Raw genomic sequence first — 17,716 nt, 5'->3', positions numbered from 1 at the left:
GGCTCAGCCGTCCCGGAGCTTCTTCAGCCGCTCCACGTCCGCGGCGTGCCCCTCCTTGCCGCCCGGCGTCTCGATGACGAGCGGTACGCCCGCCGTGGCCGGGTGGGTCATCAGCGCCCGGAACGGGTCCTCGCCGATGTGTCCCGCGCCGATGTTCTCGTGGCGGTCCTTGTGGGCCCCCGCCACGTCCTTGGAGTCGTTGGCGTGGATCAGCCTCAGCCGGCCCTCGCCGACCGTGTCCACCAGCAGGTCGAGGGTCTGGTGCATCCCGTCGGGGCCGGTGAGGTCGTGGCCCGCGGCGAAGATGTGGCACGTGTCCAGGCAGACGCCCAGCTTCGGGTGCGCGTCGAGGGCCTCGAAGTACGGGCCGAAGTCCCAGGTCCGCGAGCAGAGCGAGGAGCCCTGGCCCGCGGTCGACTCCAGGAGCAGGTACGGGTCGTCGTCGTGGGTCAGCTCGTCCAGCAGCGGCAGCAGGTGCTCCCGCACCTGCTTGAGGGCCACCGATCGCTCCCGTCCGCCGGTCGCCGAACCGGTGTGCACCACCACGCCCAGCGCGCCGATCGCCCGGCCGCGCCGCAGCGAGTGCCGCAGCGACTCCACCGACTTCTCCACGGTGGCCTCGGTGTGCGAGCCGAAGTTGATCAGATAGGGGGCGTGGACGTACGCGGGCATCGACGCCTCGGCGCAGGCCGCGCGGAACTCCTCGTCCTGCCGGGGGTTGCCGGGCGGTGTCGCCCAGCCGCGCGGGTTGGCGACGAAGACCTGGACGGTCTCGGCGGCGAGTTCGCGCGCGTACGCGAGACCTGTGGAGGCGAGGCCTCCGGCGACCGGGACATGGCCGCCGACGGGGTTGCGGGACTGCTGAGTGCTCACCCCGCCAGGGTGTCACGCGGTCCCGGGCGCCCTGCCGGCGGCTGCGGTGCCCGTACCTGGTGTGACGGGGACCGGGCAGGACCGGCGGCCCGGGCCGGAGGGGCGGATGCCGTGCCGTACCCGTGGCCGTGACCGGGGGCGGGCCGGAAGCGGGGCGGGCCACCTGCCGGTGGGCCGGTGGTCGGGGCCGGGGCGCCACGGCTCGGGCGTACAGGCTGCTGTGCTCGCGCGCCCGGAGGCCGTTCGACCGTGGGGCTCTCCGGCCACAGGCCAGCGCCCCGAGGCCGTTCGACCGTGGGGCTCTCCGGCCACAGGCCACGGCGCGGGGACGCACCGGCCGGGGCGCCACGGCTCGGGTGCCAAGGTTTCGGGGACTTACCGGCTGGAGGCACGGGCGGCTGTGCTCGCGCGCCCCGAGGCCGCCGGCTGTCGGGCTCTCCGGGCAGGGGGTCACCTGTGGGCTCTCCGCCCGGCAGCCGCAGGCAGGTCGCCGGCCGGCGACCTGCCTGCGGGTCGCCGGCCGGCCGGAGGACCCGGCCCAGGTTCCGCCCGGGCCGGCGCCACGCCGGGCGCCCTGCGCGGCCTCGCCGCGAGGTGCCCCGGCAGCCGGTGCCGGGCGGCACCCCGTGCCGGGGCGCAACCCCCGCGTCAGCGGATCCTGATGGTGATCGTCGAACCCTTGGGAGCCGTGTCGCCGCCGTCGACCGACTGCCGGTCGACGGTGTCGCCGAAGAAGCCGAGCAGTCCGCGGTCCTCGTCCACCTCGAAGCCGGCGGCTTCGAGCTTCCGGGTCGCGTCGCCCACGCTGTCGCCCACGACGTCCGGGACCTCGATCATCTCCGGGCCCTTGGACACGGTCAGGGTGATCGTGTCGCCCCGGGCCACCCTCTTGTCCGGCCGAACCGACTGCTCGGCCACCTGGCCGGCCTCGTGGTCGGAGTGGACCCGGCCGGGGGCGACCTCGACCGTCAGGCCCTCGTCCTCCAGCTCCTGCCGCGCGTCCGCGAGGTCGTCGCCGACGACGTCGGGCATGTCCACCGGGCTGCCCTGGCTGACGGTGAGGGCGATCGCCGAGCCGCTGCGGCGCTCGGTGCCGGCGCCCGGGTCCGTGCTGATCACCAGGCCCGCGCGGATGTCGTCGCTGAAGGCCTTGGTGACCATGCCGGCCACCAGCCCCTCGCGCTTCAGCCGCTGCTTGGCCTTGTCCAGCACCACGCCCTCCAGCTCGGGCACCCGCACGGTCTCCGGGCCGCTGGAGACGACCAGAGTCACGGAGTCGTTGTCCCTGATCCGCTCGCCGGGACCCGGGTCGGTGCTGACGACCCTGCCCCGCTTGACCGTGTCGCTGTGCTCGCGCTCGACCGTCACCCCGAGCCCCGCGTCGCCGATCCGCTTCTTGGCCACCGACTCCGTCACGTCGAGCACCGCGGGGACCTTGGTGAACTGGCCCGAGTTGATGTACCAGACGCCCGCCCCGAGCCCGAGGGTCAGCAGCACGGCCGCCACGATCGCGAGCATGCCGCGGCGCGGTCCCGAGGCGCGGCCGACGCGCGGCGGCTCGGGCGGCGGGGACGGCAGGAAGCTGGTGCGGTGCAGCTCGGACGCGTCGTCCTCGTTGACCGGGAGGGGCCGGGGAACCGACAGCGCGAGCGGGATGACGCTCGTGCGGTCCTCGGCGTTCTGGTGGGCCGTGGCGACGGCCTGCGGCGGCACCGCGTCGAGCTGTGCGTCGCTCAGCGCGCTCCGCGCCTCCAGGACCTGCGCGAGCAGGGCGACCGCGTCGTACGGACGCAGGGCGGGGTTGCGCGCCGTGGCCGAGACGACCAGCTCGTCCAACCCGTGGGCCAGGCCGGGCACGGTCGCCGACGGCGGGGGCACGTCCTCGTGCAGGTGCTTGTAGAGCACGGCCGCGGGGGAGTCCCCGAAGTGCGGCCGGTCGCCGGTCAGCATCTCGAAGAGCAGGATGCCGCACGCGTACACGTCGACCCGGGGGTCGGCCGTGCCGCTCTCTATCTGCTCCGGGGCGAGGTACGAGACCGTGCCGAGCACTGCCCCCGTGGTGCTGGTGACGGTGTCCACCGCCCGTACGAGCCCGAAGTCCGCGACCTTCACCCGGCCGTCGTCCCCTATCAGGACGTTTTCCGGCTTCATGTCGCGGTGCACGAACCCGGCGCGGTGCGCCGCGCCGAGCGCGGCCAGGACCGGCTCCAGGATGTCCAGCGCGGCCCGCGGCTGGAGGGCCCCCCGCTCGCGCAGCACGTCCCGCAGGGTGCACCCGGCCACGTACTCCATGGCCAGGTAGACGTACGCGCCGTCCGCGCCCTGGTCGAAGACCTGGACCACGTTCGGGTGGGCGAGCCGGGCCACCGACTTCGCCTCACGGATGAAGCGGTCGACGAACGAGGCGTCGGCCGCCAGCGTCGGGTGCATCACCTTGAGCGCGAGCACCCGGTCGAGGCGGGTGTCCACGGCCCGGTAGACCGTGGCCATCCCGCCGACGGCGATGCGCGCGTCGACGCGGTAGCGGCCGTCGAGCACGTGCCCGACAAGCGGGTCCTGAAGGGTCGTATCCACGCAGTTGAGTCTACGAGCCGCCGCTGACGGTGCCGCCCGCCCGGGCGAATCCGGGGCGGTACTGCAGCCGAGCTGTGACGCACGCCGCACGGGCGCGCGGGCCGGTTCCGCGCGTCCGTGCGGCGTGCGGGCCGGACCGTCCGCGCGGTCGGCGGTCAGAACGCGGGCCGCTCCGGATCCAGCCGCGCGACGCCCTCCACGGGCGAGGACGCCTCGGCGAAGTGGCGGCGCGGGATGCGCCCCGCGCGGCGGGCGAGCCGGCCCGCCTCCACCGCGTGCCGCATGCCCTCCGCCATCAGGACCGGCTCCTGGGCCCGGGTCACCGCCGAGGCGAGCATCACACCCGCGCAGCCCAGCTCCATGGCGAGCGCGGCGTCCGACGCCGTGCCGGCGCCCGCGTCCAGGATCACCGGCACGCGCGCGTGCTCCACGATGAGCTGGAAGTTGTGCGGGTTCCGGATGCCGAGCCCGGACCCGATGGGCGACCCCAGCGGCATGACCGCTGCGCAGCCCACGTCCTCCAGCTTCCGGGCGAGCACCGGGTCGTCGTTGGTGTACGGGAGGACGGTGAAGCCGTCGTCGACCAGGGTCTCGGCGGCGTCGAGCAGCTCGATCGGGTCGGGCAGCAGCGTGCGCTCGTCGGCGATGACCTCCAGCTTGACGAGGTCCGTGCCGAGCGCCTCGCGTGCGAGACGGGCCGTCAGGACGGCCTCCCCGGCGGTGAAGCAGCCCGCCGTGTTGGGCAGCACGCGGATGCCCAGCCGGTCGAGCACGGACAGCACCGAACCGTGGGCCGCCGGATCGACCCGCCGCATCGCGACCGTGGTCAGCTCGGTGCCGGACGCGACGAGGGAGCGCTCCAGGACGTCGAGGCTGGGCGCTCCGCCGGTGCCCATGATGAGGCGGGACGTGAAGGACGTACCGCCGAGGACGAAGGGGTCGTCGGCCATGGGTCAGCCTCCTTGGACGGCGGTGAGGACCTCGACGCGGTCGCCCTCGCCGAGTCGGGTCGTCGGCCACTGGGAGCGCGGCACGACGGTCTCGTTGAGCGCGGCGGCGACACCGGAGGGAGCCGCGGTGAGCGAGGCGACCAGGGTGTCGAGGGCGGTGCCGGCGGCGATCAGCCGCCGCTCCCCGTTGACGACGACGTTCATGCGGGCTGCTCCGTGAGTGCGGCGGCGCGGAAGCGCCCGGGGGTGAACGGTTCGGCCTCGGCGGGCAGCCCACCGGTGGCGAGCGCGTGGGCCAGGGCGTCACCGGTGACCGGGGTGAGCAGCACCCCGTTGCGGTGGTGCCCGGTGGCCAGGAGCAGACCCGGCAGGTCGGTCGGGCCGAGCAGCGGCGCGTTGTCGGGCGTGCCGGGGCGCAGTCCGGCCCGCGTCTCGGTGAGCGGCAGCTCGGTGATCCCGGGGACGAGTTCGTGGGCGTCCCGCAGGAGTTCGTACACCCCGCCCGCGGTCACCGTGGTGTCGAAGCCCAGCTCCTCGCTGGTGGCGCCGACGACCAGCTCGCCGTTCTCGCGCGGCACCAGGTAGACGTGGCTGCCGCGGACGAGCGCGCGCACGGTCCGGCTGAGGAAGGGCGCGTACCGCTCGGGCACGGCCAGCCGCAGCACCTGCCCCTTCACGGGACGCACGGGCGGCAGCACCGCATCCGGCACGCCGGCGAGACGGCCGCTCAGGCTGCCTCCGGCGAGCACGACCTGGCCGGCGGACAGGGCGACGCCGTCGCCGGTGACGACCCCGGCGGCGCGGTCCCGCACCACGGTCAGCCGTTCGGCCCATGCCCGGTGGAAGACCACCCCGGCCCGTTCGCACGCCGCGACCAGGGCCCCGGCGAGCCGCCGCGGATCGATCTGGTGGTCGCCGTCCACCCGCAGTCCGCCCCGGACGCCCGGCGCGAGCATCGGCTCCAGCCGGCGGCACTCGCGGCCTGTCAGCCACTCCGATTCCAGGCCCGAGCGCTGCTGGAGGGCGTGCAGGTCGCGCAGGTGGGCCCGGTCGTCGGCGTCGAGCGCCACGGCCAGCGTGCCGCACCGCCGGTACCCGAGGTCCCGGCCGCTCGCCTCGGTCAGCTCGGCGGCGAACTCCGGGTAGCGGCGGGCCGAGGCCAGGTTCAGGCCGAGCAGGGTCTGCTCGCCGTAGTGGAGTTCGGTGACGGCCGCGAGCATCCCGGCCGCGACCTGTGCCGCGCCGCCGCCGGGCGAGGGATCGACCAGCGCCGTCGCGAACCCGCGCTGCGCGGCCCGCCAGGCCGTGACCAGGCCGATGATCCCGCCCCCGACGACCAGGACGTCGGACGGGCCCGGCGTACCCGCGGCGCCCGGCGTACCCGCGGCGCGTGGCGCACCCGCGGTCCGTCGGGCCGCGGGCGCACGCGGCGGCTCCTGCGCGGGTGGTGGTTCCGGTGTACGCGACATGGGCGTCCAGCCCCTCCCTTCGCCGGCATGACCCGGATCAGGTTCGTACGGTCGGAGGCCGCCCCAGCCTCCCTCTCAGCCCGGTGCGTCCGGGCTCCCGCGAGTGCTCTACGTTGGCCACCCTAGCCCTTCGTCGCACACCTCAGTAAGGGAGCCTCCCGGCATGGCCCGCTCGCTCGACGGACTCGTTCTGGCCCCTGTCGCCGACCAGGCACCCGGTCAGGTGGGCACGCGGACCAGGTTCGCCTACCACGAGGAGGACGGCGTGATCTGGGCGGAGTACGCGGGCGGGGACGTCGTGCGCGGCCGGCTCGTGGGCACCCGCGCGGGCGACCTGCTCGACTTCCGCTACGTGCAGCTCAAGCGGGACGGCGGTACGTCGTCAGGGCACTGCGTGTCCCGGGTGGTGGAACTGCCCGACGGGCGGGTGCGCCTGGAGGAGACCTGGGAGTGGGAGTCCCGGGAGGGCAGCGGGACCAGCGTGGTCGAGGAGGTCCGGGAGGCCTGACAGGGCCCGGGAGGCTCGGGAGGCCTGAGCGGTCCCGGAGGCCTGAGCGGCCCGGGAGGGCCGGGAGCCCCAGGGGCCCGAGGGGGCTCCGGCAGGTCCGGGCGGCCGAGGTCCCGGCGTGTGCACCAGGTCACGGATCGCGCCCCCTGCCCGGCGATTTCACCTGTGTCTATGGTGATCGGGTGAGCGAGCAGACACAGGGACGGAGCCCGGCGGCACGGCACGGCGTCGTGATCGTCGGCGCGGGCATGGCCGGCGTGCAGACCGCCGTGGCCCTCCGGGAGCAGGGCTTCACCGGGTCCGTGACCCTGGTCGGCGCGGAGCCGCACCAGCCGTACGACCGGCCGCCGCTCTCCAAGGCCGTCCTGCTCGGCAAGGCCGAGGACTCCGCCTTCGACGTCGACTTCGAGGCGCTGGGCGTCGAACTGCGGCTCGGCCTCGAAGTGACCGGTGTACACCCGCTGCGGCACGAACTCGACACGGCGGACGGACCCCTCCCGTACGACGTCCTGGTGATCGCCACGGGCGCGGAGCCGATCCGGCTGCCGGGCGCCGAGGGGGTCCCCGGCGTCCACCTGCTGCGCACCCTGGACGACGCCGAGCGGCTGCGCCCCGTCCTCGCGCGCCGGCACGACATCGTGGTGGTGGGCGCAGGCTGGATCGGCGCCGAGTTCGCCACGGCAGCCCGCGAGGCCGGCTGCGCGGTGACCGTCGTCGAGGCCGCGGACCTGCCGCTCGCCGGGGCACTGCCCGCGGAGGTGGCCGCCCCCATGGCCGACTGGTACGCGCAGAGCGGGGTGACGCTGCGCACCGGCGCGCGCGTGGAGCGCGTCGAGGAGGGCTCGGTCGTGCTCGACGACGGCTCGCGGCTGCCCGCGGACGCCGTCGTCGTCGGCATCGGCGCGCGGCCGGCGACCTCCTGGCTCGCCGGTTCCGGAATCGAACTCGGCGAGCACGGAGAGGTCGTCGCCGACGCGTCCCTGCGCACCTCCGCCCCCGACGTGCACGCCGTCGGCGACTGCGCCTCGTTCCCGTCGGCCCGCTACGGCCGCCGTCTGCTGGTCCACCACTGGGACAACGCGCTCCAGGGCCCGCGCACGGTCGCCGCGAACATCGTCGGCGAGGTGCCCGCCGTCCACGACCCCGTGCCCTACTTCTGGTCCGAGCAGTTCGGCCGCTTCGTGCAGTACGCGGGAGACCACGCCCGTGCCGACACCCTGGTGTGGCGCGGCGCGCCCGAGGCCCCCGCCTGGTCCGTGTGCTGGCTGCGCGGTGACCGCCTCACCGCGATCCTGGCGGTGGGCAGGCCGCGCGACCTGGCCCAGGGCAGGCGGCTGATCGAGTCGGGGGAGGGTGTGGACGCGGCCCTCCTCGCGGACCCCGCGCTGCCCCTGAAGAAGGCCGTGCTCCAGGCACCCGGGTGACGCTCCGGAACTCTTCGGCACCAGCCCGGCTACCGACTGTCAGTCCGGGATGGCAGGCTTGTCCCCGTGACCGAGATTGACGCAAAGATCGATGCTCTCGTCCCCGCCTGGCTCACCCTCCCCGACATCGCCGAACAGTTCGGCGTCGAGGTGACGCGCGTCCGGCAGCTGGTCAAGGAAGGCCAGCTCATCGCCGTACGCCGTGGTGAGAACCGCGCGCTGCACGTCCCCGCCGCTTTCATCGACGGGGCCGAGCAGAAGGTCGTCAAGGGCCTGACCGGCACCTTGACGCTCCTCAGGGACGACGGCTTCTCCGACGAAGAGATGCTCGAGTGGCTCTTCACCCCCGACGAGAGCCTGCCCGGTACGCCCGCGCAGGCTCTGAGCGAGAATCGCGGCACGGAGGTGAAGCGCCGCGCCCAGGCGCTCGCCGTCTGACCTGAACGCCGCCGGCGTACGGGCCCCCGCCGGGCCCGTACGCCGCAGACATCACAACGGGGGACCCACACATGCCCGAATCCACCGCACGCGCGCAGCTCGCCGACGCCCGGGTCTACCTGTGCACGGACGCGCGCAGGCGGCAGGGCGACCTCCCCGAGTTTCTGGACGCGGTCCTCGCCAACGGCGTGGACATCGTGCAGCTGCGGGACAAGGGCATGGAGGCGGCCGAGGAGCTGGAGCACCTGGCCGTCCTCGCGGACGCCTGCCGGCGGCACGGCAGGCTGCTCGCGGTGAACGACCGCGCTGACGTCGCGCACGCCGCGGGCGCGGACGTACTGCACCTGGGCCAGGGCGACCTGCCCGTTCCGGCGGCCCGCGCGCTGCTCGGCGACGAGGTCCTGATCGGCCGCTCCACGCACGCGGAGCACGAGGCCGCGGCCGCCGCGGCGCAGGACGGCGTGGACTACTTCTGCACGGGCCCCTGCTGGCCGACCCCCACGAAGCCCGGACGCCACGCGCCGGGCCTCGACCTGGTCCGGTACGCGGCCGCCCTCGGCACGGACCGCCCGTGGTTCGCCATCGGCGGCATCGACCTCGGCAACCTCGACGAGGTGCTCGACGCGGGTGCCCGCCGGGTCGTCGTCGTCCGTGCGATCACCGGGGCCGACGACCCGGGAGCGGCGGCGGCGGAGTTCGCGAAGCGGCTGCGGACCGTCTGAGGGCCCCGCTCCGGCCGGCCGGCACGGACCCCGGAGGGCCCGGCCGACCTGCCGGGCACGGGCCGGGCACGGGCCGCGGGAGCCCGTCCGCGCGGCCCGTGTTCGAGGGCGCCGGCCCGCGAGCGGCGGGTTCTGTCCGAGGGGTGGACAACAAATCGGCAATTCGGGCATTTTCCCCACATCCGGTTGGGGGACCGTCGAGCCCTGGCTAACCTGCCGGTATGGCCCTCGGATCTGCCTCCACCAGGACTGACCGCGCCCGCACGGTGCGCGACATGCTCGCAGCGGGCAAGACGACGTACTCCTTCGAGTTCTCCGCCCCGAAGACCCCCAAGGGCGAGCGGAACCTGTGGAACGCGCTCCGGCGGATCGAGGCCGTCGCCCCCGACTTCGTCTCGGTGACCTACGGAGCCGGCGGCTCCACCCGCGCCGGCACCGTCAGGGAGACCGAGCAGATCGTCGCCGACACGACGCTCACCCCGGTCGCCCACCTCACGGCCGTCGACCACTCCGTCGCGGAACTGCGCAACATCATCGGCCAGTACGCGGACGCCGGGATCCGGAACATGCTCGCCGTGCGCGGAGACCCGCCCGGCGACCCGACGGCCGACTGGGTCCCGCACCCCCGGGGCCTGACCTACGCGGCCGAACTCGTCCGGCTCATCAAGGAGTCCGGCGACTTCTGCGTGGGCGTCGCGGCCTTCCCCGAGATGCATCCCCGGTCCACCGACCGGGACGTGGACGTGGAGCACTTCGTCGACAAGTGCCGCGCGGGCGCCGACTACGCGATCACACAGATGTTCTTCCACCCGGAGTCGTATCTGCGTCTGCGCGACCGGGTCGACGCGGCGGGCTGCGGGACCCCCGTGATCCCCGAGGTCATGCCCGTCACCAGCGTGAAGATGTTGGAAAGACTGCCGAAGCTCAGCAACGCTTCGTTCCCGGACGTCCTGAAAGAGCGCATCCTCACAGCCAAAGACGATCCGGCGGCTGTACGCTCCATTGGCATCGAGTTCGCCACGGAGTTCTGCGCGAGGCTGCTGGCCGAGGGAGTCCCCGGACTGCATTTCATTACGCTGAACAACTCCACCGCGACGCTCGAGATCTACGAGAACCTGGGCCTGCACCACTCACAGCAGGCCTAGACCGGTCGCATCGTCGTACGACACACTGCGTAGCGGCTATCTGGGAGAGGGGCGTACATGGGCTGGACGGTCCTCTACATCGCGTTCGGCATCGTCGCGCTGTGGCTGCTCGGCGAGGTGCTGCTGCAGTACAAGGCGCGGCTGCGGTGGCGGCTGCTGGCCTTCGGCGGCTTCCTCGGTGTGGTGCTCGGTGTCCTGATCCCGTCCGTGGTCGTCATCGGCCTGGGCGCCGCCGCGTTCGCCGTCGGGCAGACCTACGTCACGCTGTCGTTCCGCAGCGGCTTCGCGGCCGGCTGGGCCGTCACCGGCCGTCCGTCCGTCACCAAGCGCCGCCGCGGCGAGGCCGAGCGCCAGGAGCCGACGCTCGAGGTCACCGACCTCCAGCCCGCGGACACCGGTTCGTACGCCCGCGAGGAGTTCGGCCAGGACGACGCCTACGGCGGCGACGAGTCGGTCTTCGGCGGGCGCCCCGAGACGCCGGCCGACCCCGCGGCCGTGTACGAACCGCAGCCGCTCCCCGAGGACACGGGCCAGTACGGCGTGTACAGCGAAGGCGCCTACGCCGCCGCCGACCCGGCCTACGCGGGTGCCGCGCAGAGCCAGGACCAGGGCCAGGGCCAGAGCCAGGACCAGTTCGCGCAGAACTACGGGTACGACGGCTACACGGGCTACGACCAGCAGCAGTACGGCTACGACACCGGACAGCAGCAGCAGTACGCGGCCTACTCCGACCCGTACGTCGGCACGCAGAACTACGGCGGCGGCACGTACGACCAGTCCTACGACACCTCGCAGCAGCAGTACGCCCAGCAGGGCTACACCCAGGACCAGTACGCGGCCGGCGGCTACGGCGGCGAGACCCCGTCCAACGGCGTCTGGGTGCCCCAGCAGCGCACGACCGAGGACCAGTACGGCGGTGAGCTGCCGCCCGAGCAGTCCTACCCCTACGAGGGCAACGGTCAGCAGGGCGGCTACGACGAGCAGCAGCAGTACCGCTACTGAGCTGTCCGGTACGGCCGCCGGGCCGTCGCGACCACCGGCCCCCGGAACCCATGGGCCCGGTGCGGGCACACGCGCCGGCGGCGCCGGGCGGTCCGTGAGCCGGTGAGCGGTGGTGCCCCGGGGCACCCGTCACTGGGAGCCGCGGAAGTCCGGCCCCTCGACGATCAGTCCGGCGACCAGCGCGCCCGACATCCCCGCGTGCGGCAGTCCGCCGCCGGGGTGGGCCCAGCCGCCGGCCGTGAACAGACCCGGAACCCGCGTGCTGTTGGAGGGCCGCAGCAGGACACCGTCCCCGCCCGCCAGCGTCGGCGCGGGCACCGCGCCGCCCTCCGCCCCCGTCTCCCGCTCGGTGTGCACCGGCGTGCGGACCTCGCGCCACAGCACGCGCCCCGGCAGGGAGGGCAGCGCCCGCCCGGCGGCGGCGACCATCCGGTCCGCGAACGCGTCGGCGGCACCGGCGGCCGACCAGTCGTGATGGGCCAGGGACGGCACGGTCGCCGTCAGCACCACCGACTCGTGGCCGTCGGGACGCAGCAGGGGGTCGTCGGGCCGCTCCACCCACACCGTGGGCCGTGCCGGCGGTCCGCCGGTGCCGAAGAGCGCCAGCTCGTCCTCCCGGTCCGTGGTGTGCACGACCGTGCGGTGCGCGGCGCCCGTCTCGCGCGGGCCGCGCAGCGCCAGGCAGACGACCACCTTCCCGCAGGACAGGGCCGCGGGGTCCGGCTCGGGCGCGTCGCCCCCGTACAGGTCCTGACCGCCCGTCAGGGCCGCGGTCGCGTCCGGCGGGCCGCCGACGACGAAGTCCGCCCCGGCGACCGTCCCGTCGGCCAGCTCCACCCCCGAGGCCCGGCCGTCCTTCTCGACGACCGAGACGACCTCGGCGCCGAAGACGAACTCCACCCGGCGGGCCGTGCACCGCTCGTGCACCGCGCGGGCCAGTTCGCGGACACCGCCGCGCACGTACCACGCGCCGAAGGCGTGCTCCATGTACGGCAGGACCGCCGCGCTCGCCGGGGCCGTGCGCGGGTCGAGGCCGGCCGCGAGCGCGTGGCACTCCAGGAGGGCGGTCAGCCGCGGGTCGCCCAGCTCCAGGGTGCCCACCTCGGCGAGCGTGCGCGCCGTGCGCGTCCGCAGCAACCGGCGCCGGGACAGCGCCGGGTAGGGCTCACGCTCGGCCAGCACCCGCCAGTTGGGCCACAGCGGCTCCTCCAGGAGCGGCCGGCGGGTCCTGTCCCAGGCTTCACGGGCCCGCACCAGGAAGTCGCCCCAGCGCTCCCCCGCGTCCGCCCCGAGGGCCTCGCCCAGGGCCGAGACCACACCCGCGCGCGAGGCGTTGGGCAGCGAGACCTCCGTGCCGTCGGCGAACACGTGCCGCGCCGCCGGGTCGACCTGCACCAGCTCGACGCAGCTCTCCAGGGGCTCCTTGCCCGTCTTGACGAACAGGTCGCGGTAGACCGCGGGCAGATGCAGCAGCCCGGGGCCGGTGTCGAACCCGAAGCCGTCGCGCTCGAAGCGGCCCACCGATCCGCCGTACGTCGCCGTCCGTTCGTACACCGTCACCCGGTGGCCCGCGACGGCCAGCCGGGCGGCGGCAGCCATCGCGCCCATCCCGGCGCCGATCACCGCAATCCGTGCCATGCAGGGGACTGTATCGGCCGCCGCCGACAACCGGTCCGCCGAGGTCAGCCCGGTGGCGGCAGCTCGCTCCGGGCGAGCGTCCGCTCCTCGCGGCGCTGCGCCCTGCGACGCAGGAACCGCCTGATCCGCGAGACCAGGAACCAGAGCACCACCAGGCCGGAGACCAGCAGGACGGCCGCGATGATCGCCGCGGCCTGCGGATTGAACATCGCGAAGGTCAGGATGCCGGCGACCCCGAGGTCCTCCGCGATGCTGACCGCGATGTTGCTGAACGGCTCGGGCGAGGTGTTGACCGCCATCCGCGTCCCGGCCTTCACGGCGTGACTGGCCAGTGCCGTCGAACCGCCGATCGCCCCCGCGGCGAGGTCGGGCAGCGAACCGCTGTGCCCGGCGAGGAGCGCCGCCACGACGGCGCCCGACACCGGTCGGATCACGGTGTGCGCGGAGTCCCACACCGAATCCACGTACGGGATCTTGTCGGCGACGGCCTCGCAGGCGAACAGGACGGCCGCCGCGATCAGGACGTCGGTGCGCTGGAGCGACTCGGGCACCTCGTCGGTGAGCCCGGTCGCGCCGAAGACGCCGAGCACCAGCACCACCGCGTACGCGTTGATGCCGCTGGCCCAGCCGCTGGTGAAGACCAGGGGGAGTACGGACACGGACGCGATCGTAGCCAGTCGGCGGCGGCGCGTCCTGGGGATGGGCACCCAGGGCTGAGTACGCGTACCCAGGGCGTGAGTTGAGTACCCGCGCGGATGGGTGGCGACCCGCGCGGACGAGAGAGTGGGGGCACGGAAGGGGGCGCGGCTCCGGCACCGCCGACACGGGGCGGCGGAACGGTGCGACGCCTCCGGAAGCTCCTTCCGCCGGTGACTCGGCGGGAGCGAGGCACGGGGGAGGACCGGCGGGGACCGAACGGGGTCCTTCCGGGAGCACGGGGACACGGGGGACAGGGGGACACGGGGGAGCACGGGGGAGTTCGAAGGGGCGCCGGTCGGCGTGGCCCGCGGGGGACGCGGCCACGCCGACCGGCGCTCACCCGCGTCCGGCCCGCTCCCCGCCGACCCGTCCCTGGAGCAGCCGCGACAGCGCCGCGTGGACGTCGTCGAGGGAACGCTCCGGCTGGAACGCCTGCCAGTCCAGCGCCGCCACCAGCACCATGCCGACCAGCGCAGCCGCCGTGAGCGGGATGTCGATCTCGTCGCTCAGTTCGCCGGCCGCGATCCCGTCCCGCAGGACGTCCTCTACGACCGCGACGGCCTGCTGCCGCACCACCATGAGCGTGGACTGCCAGGCGCGGTTGGTGCGCCACAGCTCCGCCACGTAGAGCTGGGTGAAGGCGGGGTAGCGGTCGATGAAGACGAGCCCCGCGCGGATCATCGCGTCGAGCGCGTCGACCTTGCTCCCGCCCTCCCGCGCGGTCCGCTCCGACGCCTCCCTCAGGGACGCGGTGAGCAGGCCGACACCGTGCCGCAGAAGCTCCTCGAAGAGGACCGACTTGCTCGCGAAGTTGTAGTAGACCGTGCCCTTCGCGACACCCGCCCGTTCGGCGATCTCGTCCACGGTGGTGGCCGAGAAGCCCTGTTCGGCGATGAGGGTCACCGCCGCCTCGTAGAGCTTCTGCCGGGTCGCCTGCCGTCGGCCGCCGCCGCTGTCCACCGTCCTGCTGCTTTCCATGGCCCCGATTGTCACAGGCTCAGCTCCGGGTGCAGTCGGTCGAGGGTCCACACCTGCCGCCGCCGCGCGCAGACGGCGGTCAGCGCGAGGGCTCCCGCCGTGAAGGCCGCGAGGACCGCGCACGCCTCCCACACCGGTCCCAGTCCGCCGCCCGTGATGAGCCTGCGCAGGGCGTCGACGACGTAACTCATCGGCATGAACGGGTGGATCGCGTTGAAGAAGCCCGGGCTGGTCTGTACGGGGTACGTGCCGCCCGCGGAGGTCAGCTGCAGCATCAGGAAGGCGAGGACGAGGATCCGGCCGGCCGCCCCGAAGCGGGCGTTCAGCCACTGCACGATCGCCGCGAAGCAGCCCGTCACCAGGAACAGGAAGCCGATCGTGCCGGCCGCCCGGGCCATCTGCAGGCCGACGGCCCAGTGCAGGACGGACATCAGCGCGACCGTCTGGAGCACGCCGAGCGCGGCCACCGGGAGCCAGCCCGCCAGCGCGACGCGCGGTCCGGAGGCGCCCGCGGCGAGCGCGCGCCGGTTCAGCGGCGGGATCAGCATGTAGGCCACCATCGCGCCCACCCAGAGGGAGAGCGGAATGAAGTACGGGGCGAATCCCGTGCCGTAGTTCGGCGCCTTGTGCAGGTCCTGCGAGGCGAGGCGGACGGGGTCGGCCATCACCTCGGTACGCCGGTCGCGGTCCTCCGTGCCGTAGTCCGGGATGCGGCCGGCTCCGTCGTGCAGCCCGCCGGCGAGCCTGCCCGAACCGTCGACGAGCTTGTACATCCCGCCTTCGAGGTCGCTCGCCCCGGTCTCCAGCACGCCGACGCCCGTGTCGAGGTCGCTCGCGCCCGTCCGGGCCGTGCCCAGCCCCGTGTGCAGCGTCTTCGCCCCCTTGGCGACCTTCGCGGCCCCCTTGTTCAGCGCGTGCACCTTGGAGACGGCGTCGTCGAGGTCCTCTGAGAGGTGCGGGGCGCGGTCGGCCAGCGCCCGGGCCTGCTTCTCCAGCGCGGCCAGGTGCCGGTCCAGCGTGTCCAGGTCGCCGTCCTGGTCGGTGACCAGGGTGTCGACGTCGCCGGCGATGCCCGCGACGTCGGCCGCCGCCTCCTCGGCCTTCTCGAGCTGCGGGCAGGCGGGGTCGGGCAGCGGAGCGTCCTCGCAGCGCGCCGCGTGCACGTCCTTCAGCGCGTCGGCGGCGGTACGGGCCTCCCGGGCGGCCGTCGGAGCGGCCTTCGCCAGCTCTTCGAGGTTGTCGCGGACGGCGGAGGCCGAGTCGGCGACGAGCCGTGCCGTGTCGCCGATCTCCTTCTCGTTGTCCTTCAGGAAGGGCCCCAGCTTGTCGGCCACGCCGTCGACCCTGTCGGTGAGCGCCTGCGTCCCCTGCGAGACCTGCCGGGAACCGTCCTCCAGGTCTCCGGCGCCCCTGTCGAGCCTCTTCAGGCCGGCCGAGAGCCTGCCGCTGCCCGCCTCGGCGTCCTTGAGGCCGTCCGCGAGGTCCTTCGAGCCCTTCTTCGCCCTGCCGATGCCGCCCTTGAGCCGGTCGGCGCCCTTGGCCGCCTTCTCGGTCTCGCCGTGGAGGTCGGAGAACGAGACGAAGATCCGGTCGAGGAAGGAGCGGGACGCCTTGGTCGAGGCGGCCGTCCGCACCTCCGAGAACACCGTCCGCGAGATCTGCCCGACGACGTAGTTGTTGGCGTCGTTCGTGCGCACCTGGAGGGCGCCCGTCTCCGGGGAGCCGCCGGAACTGGAGGCGACCCTCCTGCTGAAGTCGGACGGCATCGTCAGCGACAGGTAGTACGTGCCGTTCTCGACGCCCTCGCGGGCCTCCTCGGCGCTCACCTCCCGCCAGTCGAAGGTCTCGCTCCCGCGCAGCCCCTTCGTGATCTCGTCGCCCATCACGAGCCGCCTGCCCTCCGCGGTGGCCCCCTTGTCGTCGTTCACGAGGGCGACGGGGATGCGGTCCAGCCGGCCGTACGGATCCCAGAACGACCACAGGTACAGGGCGCCGTACAGCAGGGGCAGCAGCAGGAGCGCGACGAGTGCCGCGCGCGGGAGCCTTCCCCTGCCGAAGCGCCTCAGCTCAAGAGCGGCCAGCCTCGGCGAGCGCATCGGCCGCCTCCTTGTCTTCTCGGGGGTCTTGGGAGTCTTGGGGTGCCGGGGGTGCCGGGGATTCGTCGGATTCGCGGGACTCGCTGGATTCGCCGAGCTCGCGGGCCTCGTCGGACTCGCGGGCCTGGTCGGCCTGGTGGGTCCGGTGGGTCCGGTCCCTGGCGTCGGGTTCGCCCTCACGGCGTGCCGTGATCGCCGGGTCCGCGGCGTCGTCGGCGTTCCCGTCGGCCCTGTCGGCTCCGTCGGTTCCGTCTGCCTCATCGGCCTCGGCCTCGGCTTCGGGGGCGGGGGCGGGGGCGGGCGCGGACGCGGGGTCCGGCGCGGGCTCGGGGGCGGGTGCCGCGGGCCCCGTGGACACCACGACCGCGTCCGCGGGCGCGGTGCTGCACACGGCGACGACCGTGGTCCCGGCCGCGGCCAGCGAGCGCAACAGCTCCCAGACCTCGGCCCGCTCGCCCTCCGAGAGCTTCAGGTCGGTGTCGTCCACGCCGAGCAGCCGCGGCCGGCCGATCAGCGCGAGCGCCACGGAGAGCCGCAGCGCCTCGACACGCTCCAGGTCGCGTACGGCGGTCCGGGCGCCCTTGGGCAGCGCGTCCACGTCGAGCCCGGCCGCGGCCAGCGCGTCGTCGACCTGCCGCCGCGCCTCGGCCGACCGCCGGGCGCGCGGCCTCAGCAGCCCCCGCACGGAGTCGCCGAACCTGCGCTGGAGAAGCGCCCGTTCGCGCAGGTGCTCGGCGACGGACAGGGCGGGCTCCAGGTCCGTGACCCCGGGCACGTGGGCCAGCGCGGTGACCCGGCGCACGGCCGCCATGTGCCGGGGCAGCTCGGACCGGCCGACCCGTACGCGCCCCTCGGTGGGCCTCATCCGGCCCGTGAGCGCCAGCAGGAGGCAGGTGCGGCCCGAGCCCGACGGTCCCTCGACCGCGACGAGCGAGCCGGGCTCCACGTCCGCCCCGACGCCCCGGAACACCCACCCCCGCGGCCCCCTGAGCCCGAAGTCCTCGGCATGGAAGCCGAGTCCGTGCGGTTCTTCCACAACTTCCCCCACACCCCGCGTCCTTGCCCCGACCCGGTTTTTGAACTGACTGGTCAGTGCAAAAGTATCCCGAACCTGCGATCGAAGCAAAAGCCCAGGTCAGAACGGATTGTCAGTGGCATACCGCACGATGGGCACATACGGCACCTCCCGTCGGGAGGCGC

Annotated in this window: 16 protein-coding genes and 1 riboswitch; of the genes, 6 read left to right on the top strand and 10 right to left on the bottom strand. The window is 74.2% G+C overall.

Annotated elements, in window-relative coordinates; translation table 11 throughout:
- Positions 1 to 3 precede the first annotated feature (3 nt).
- From IE265_RS15690 to thiO, 5 genes are all read right to left on the bottom strand, one after another.
- Positions 4 to 873 (bottom strand): deoxyribonuclease IV, encoded by an 870-nt coding sequence (locus tag IE265_RS15690; protein WP_190036165.1) that lies wholly within the window; start codon positions 871 to 873, stop codon positions 4 to 6.
- A gap of 648 nt (positions 874 to 1,521) precedes the next feature.
- Positions 1,522 to 3,447, bottom strand: coding sequence for a Stk1 family PASTA domain-containing Ser/Thr kinase (gene pknB / locus IE265_RS15685; RefSeq protein ID WP_190036164.1), 1,926 nt, complete (start codon positions 3,445 to 3,447; stop codon positions 1,522 to 1,524).
- Between the two features lie 155 nt (positions 3,448 to 3,602).
- Positions 3,603 to 4,397 carry a thiazole synthase gene (locus IE265_RS15680; protein ID WP_190036163.1) on the bottom strand — a complete coding sequence of 265 codons (795 nt, stop codon included), beginning with the start codon at positions 4,395 to 4,397 and terminating at the stop codon, positions 3,603 to 3,605.
- A 3-nt stretch (positions 4,398 to 4,400) separates the two neighbouring features.
- Complete coding sequence (thiS, locus tag IE265_RS15675; RefSeq protein WP_190036162.1) at positions 4,401 to 4,601, bottom strand: sulfur carrier protein ThiS; 201 nt, start codon at positions 4,599 to 4,601, stop codon at positions 4,401 to 4,403.
- Positions 4,598 to 5,866: a glycine oxidase ThiO gene (thiO, locus tag IE265_RS15670; protein WP_229916205.1), complete on the bottom strand. Its 1,269-nt coding sequence runs from the start codon at positions 5,864 to 5,866 to the stop codon at positions 4,598 to 4,600. Before thiO ends, thiS begins: the two co-directional genes overlap by 4 nt.
- Positions 5,864 to 5,977, bottom strand: a riboswitch (TPP riboswitch). (Overlaps the previous gene by 3 nt.)
- A 52-nt stretch (positions 5,978 to 6,029) precedes the next feature.
- Between thiO and IE265_RS15665 the strand changes: the two genes are divergently transcribed.
- The 6 genes from IE265_RS15665 (at position 6,030) to IE265_RS15640 (ending at position 11,105) form a co-directional block, all read left to right on the top strand.
- Positions 6,030 to 6,374, top strand: coding sequence for an avidin-fold protein (locus IE265_RS15665; RefSeq protein WP_190036161.1), 345 nt, complete (start codon positions 6,030 to 6,032; stop codon positions 6,372 to 6,374).
- 182 nt (positions 6,375 to 6,556) lie between these two features.
- A complete protein-coding gene (locus IE265_RS15660) occupies positions 6,557 to 7,798 on the top strand; it encodes an NAD(P)/FAD-dependent oxidoreductase (protein WP_190036160.1) in 1,242 nt (413 codons plus the stop codon).
- 66 nt (positions 7,799 to 7,864) lie between these two features.
- Positions 7,865 to 8,236 (top strand): Rv2175c family DNA-binding protein, encoded by a 372-nt coding sequence (locus tag IE265_RS15655; RefSeq protein WP_190036159.1) that lies wholly within the window; start codon positions 7,865 to 7,867, stop codon positions 8,234 to 8,236.
- Positions 8,237 to 8,307: 71 nt separating this feature from the next.
- The gene (gene thiE, locus IE265_RS15650) at positions 8,308 to 8,958 is read left to right on the top strand and encodes a thiamine phosphate synthase (RefSeq protein WP_190036158.1); all 651 of its coding nucleotides are present in this window, start codon (positions 8,308 to 8,310) and stop codon (positions 8,956 to 8,958) included.
- A gap of 221 nt (positions 8,959 to 9,179) precedes the next feature.
- Positions 9,180 to 10,103, top strand: coding sequence for a methylenetetrahydrofolate reductase [NAD(P)H] (metF, locus tag IE265_RS15645; protein ID WP_190036157.1), 924 nt, complete (start codon positions 9,180 to 9,182; stop codon positions 10,101 to 10,103).
- 57 nt (positions 10,104 to 10,160) lie between these two features.
- Positions 10,161 to 11,105, top strand: a complete 945-nt coding sequence (locus IE265_RS15640) for an SCO2102 family sporulation regulator (RefSeq protein WP_190036156.1) — start codon at positions 10,161 to 10,163, stop codon at positions 11,103 to 11,105.
- A gap of 129 nt (positions 11,106 to 11,234) precedes the next feature.
- Here IE265_RS15640 and IE265_RS15635 read toward each other — a convergent pair whose 3' ends face one another.
- The 5 genes from IE265_RS15635 to IE265_RS15615 form a co-directional block, all read right to left on the bottom strand.
- Positions 11,235 to 12,743 (bottom strand): phytoene desaturase family protein, encoded by a 1,509-nt coding sequence (locus tag IE265_RS15635; protein ID WP_190036155.1) that lies wholly within the window; start codon positions 12,741 to 12,743, stop codon positions 11,235 to 11,237.
- 44 nt (positions 12,744 to 12,787) lie between these two features.
- Positions 12,788 to 13,402, bottom strand: coding sequence for a DUF4126 domain-containing protein (locus tag IE265_RS15630; protein WP_190036154.1), 615 nt, complete (start codon positions 13,400 to 13,402; stop codon positions 12,788 to 12,790).
- 376 nt (positions 13,403 to 13,778) lie between these two features.
- Positions 13,779 to 14,420, bottom strand: a complete 642-nt coding sequence (locus IE265_RS15625; protein WP_190036153.1) for a TetR/AcrR family transcriptional regulator — start codon at positions 14,418 to 14,420, stop codon at positions 13,779 to 13,781.
- Between the two features lie 11 nt (positions 14,421 to 14,431).
- Positions 14,432 to 16,516 (bottom strand): YhgE/Pip family protein, encoded by a 2,085-nt coding sequence (locus IE265_RS15620; RefSeq protein ID WP_190036152.1) that lies wholly within the window; start codon positions 16,514 to 16,516, stop codon positions 14,432 to 14,434.
- Positions 16,488 to 17,564, bottom strand: a complete 1,077-nt coding sequence (locus IE265_RS15615; RefSeq protein WP_373302955.1) for an ABC transporter ATP-binding protein — start codon at positions 17,562 to 17,564, stop codon at positions 16,488 to 16,490. Before IE265_RS15615 ends, IE265_RS15620 begins: the two co-directional genes overlap by 29 nt.
- Positions 17,565 to 17,716: the final 152 nt, after the last annotated feature.

It is taken from the genome of Streptomyces fructofermentans, from assembly GCF_014651055.1.
GTDB classification, from domain to species: Bacteria; Actinomycetota; Actinomycetes; order Streptomycetales; family Streptomycetaceae; genus Streptomyces; species Streptomyces fructofermentans.
The sequence above is the reverse complement of the archived record's forward strand: the minus strand, read 5'-3'. Positions and strand labels throughout refer to the sequence as shown.

Excerpts from the sequence above, each read along its gene's own strand:
- IE265_RS15680 (WP_190036163.1), bottom strand. The coding sequence starts at position 4,397 with ATGGCCGACGACCCCTTCGTCCTCGGCGGTACGTCCTTCACGTCCCGC.
- thiS (WP_190036162.1), bottom strand. The coding sequence starts at position 4,601 with ATGAACGTCGTCGTCAACGGGGAGCGGCGGCTGATCGCCGCCGGCACC.
- thiO (WP_229916205.1), bottom strand. The coding sequence starts at position 5,866 with ATGTCGCGTACACCGGAACCACCACCCGCGCAGGAGCCGCCGCGTGCG.
- IE265_RS15665 (WP_190036161.1), top strand. The coding sequence starts at position 6,030 with ATGGCCCGCTCGCTCGACGGACTCGTTCTGGCCCCTGTCGCCGACCAG.
- thiE (WP_190036158.1), top strand. The coding sequence starts at position 8,308 with ATGCCCGAATCCACCGCACGCGCGCAGCTCGCCGACGCCCGGGTCTAC.
- metF (WP_190036157.1), top strand. The coding sequence starts at position 9,180 with ATGGCCCTCGGATCTGCCTCCACCAGGACTGACCGCGCCCGCACGGTG.
- IE265_RS15640 (WP_190036156.1), top strand. The coding sequence starts at position 10,161 with ATGGGCTGGACGGTCCTCTACATCGCGTTCGGCATCGTCGCGCTGTGG.
- IE265_RS15635 (WP_190036155.1), bottom strand. The coding sequence starts at position 12,743 with ATGGCACGGATTGCGGTGATCGGCGCCGGGATGGGCGCGATGGCTGCC.
- IE265_RS15625 (WP_190036153.1), bottom strand. The coding sequence starts at position 14,420 with ATGGAAAGCAGCAGGACGGTGGACAGCGGCGGCGGCCGACGGCAGGCG.
- IE265_RS15620 (WP_190036152.1), bottom strand. The coding sequence starts at position 16,516 with ATGCGCTCGCCGAGGCTGGCCGCTCTTGAGCTGAGGCGCTTCGGCAGG.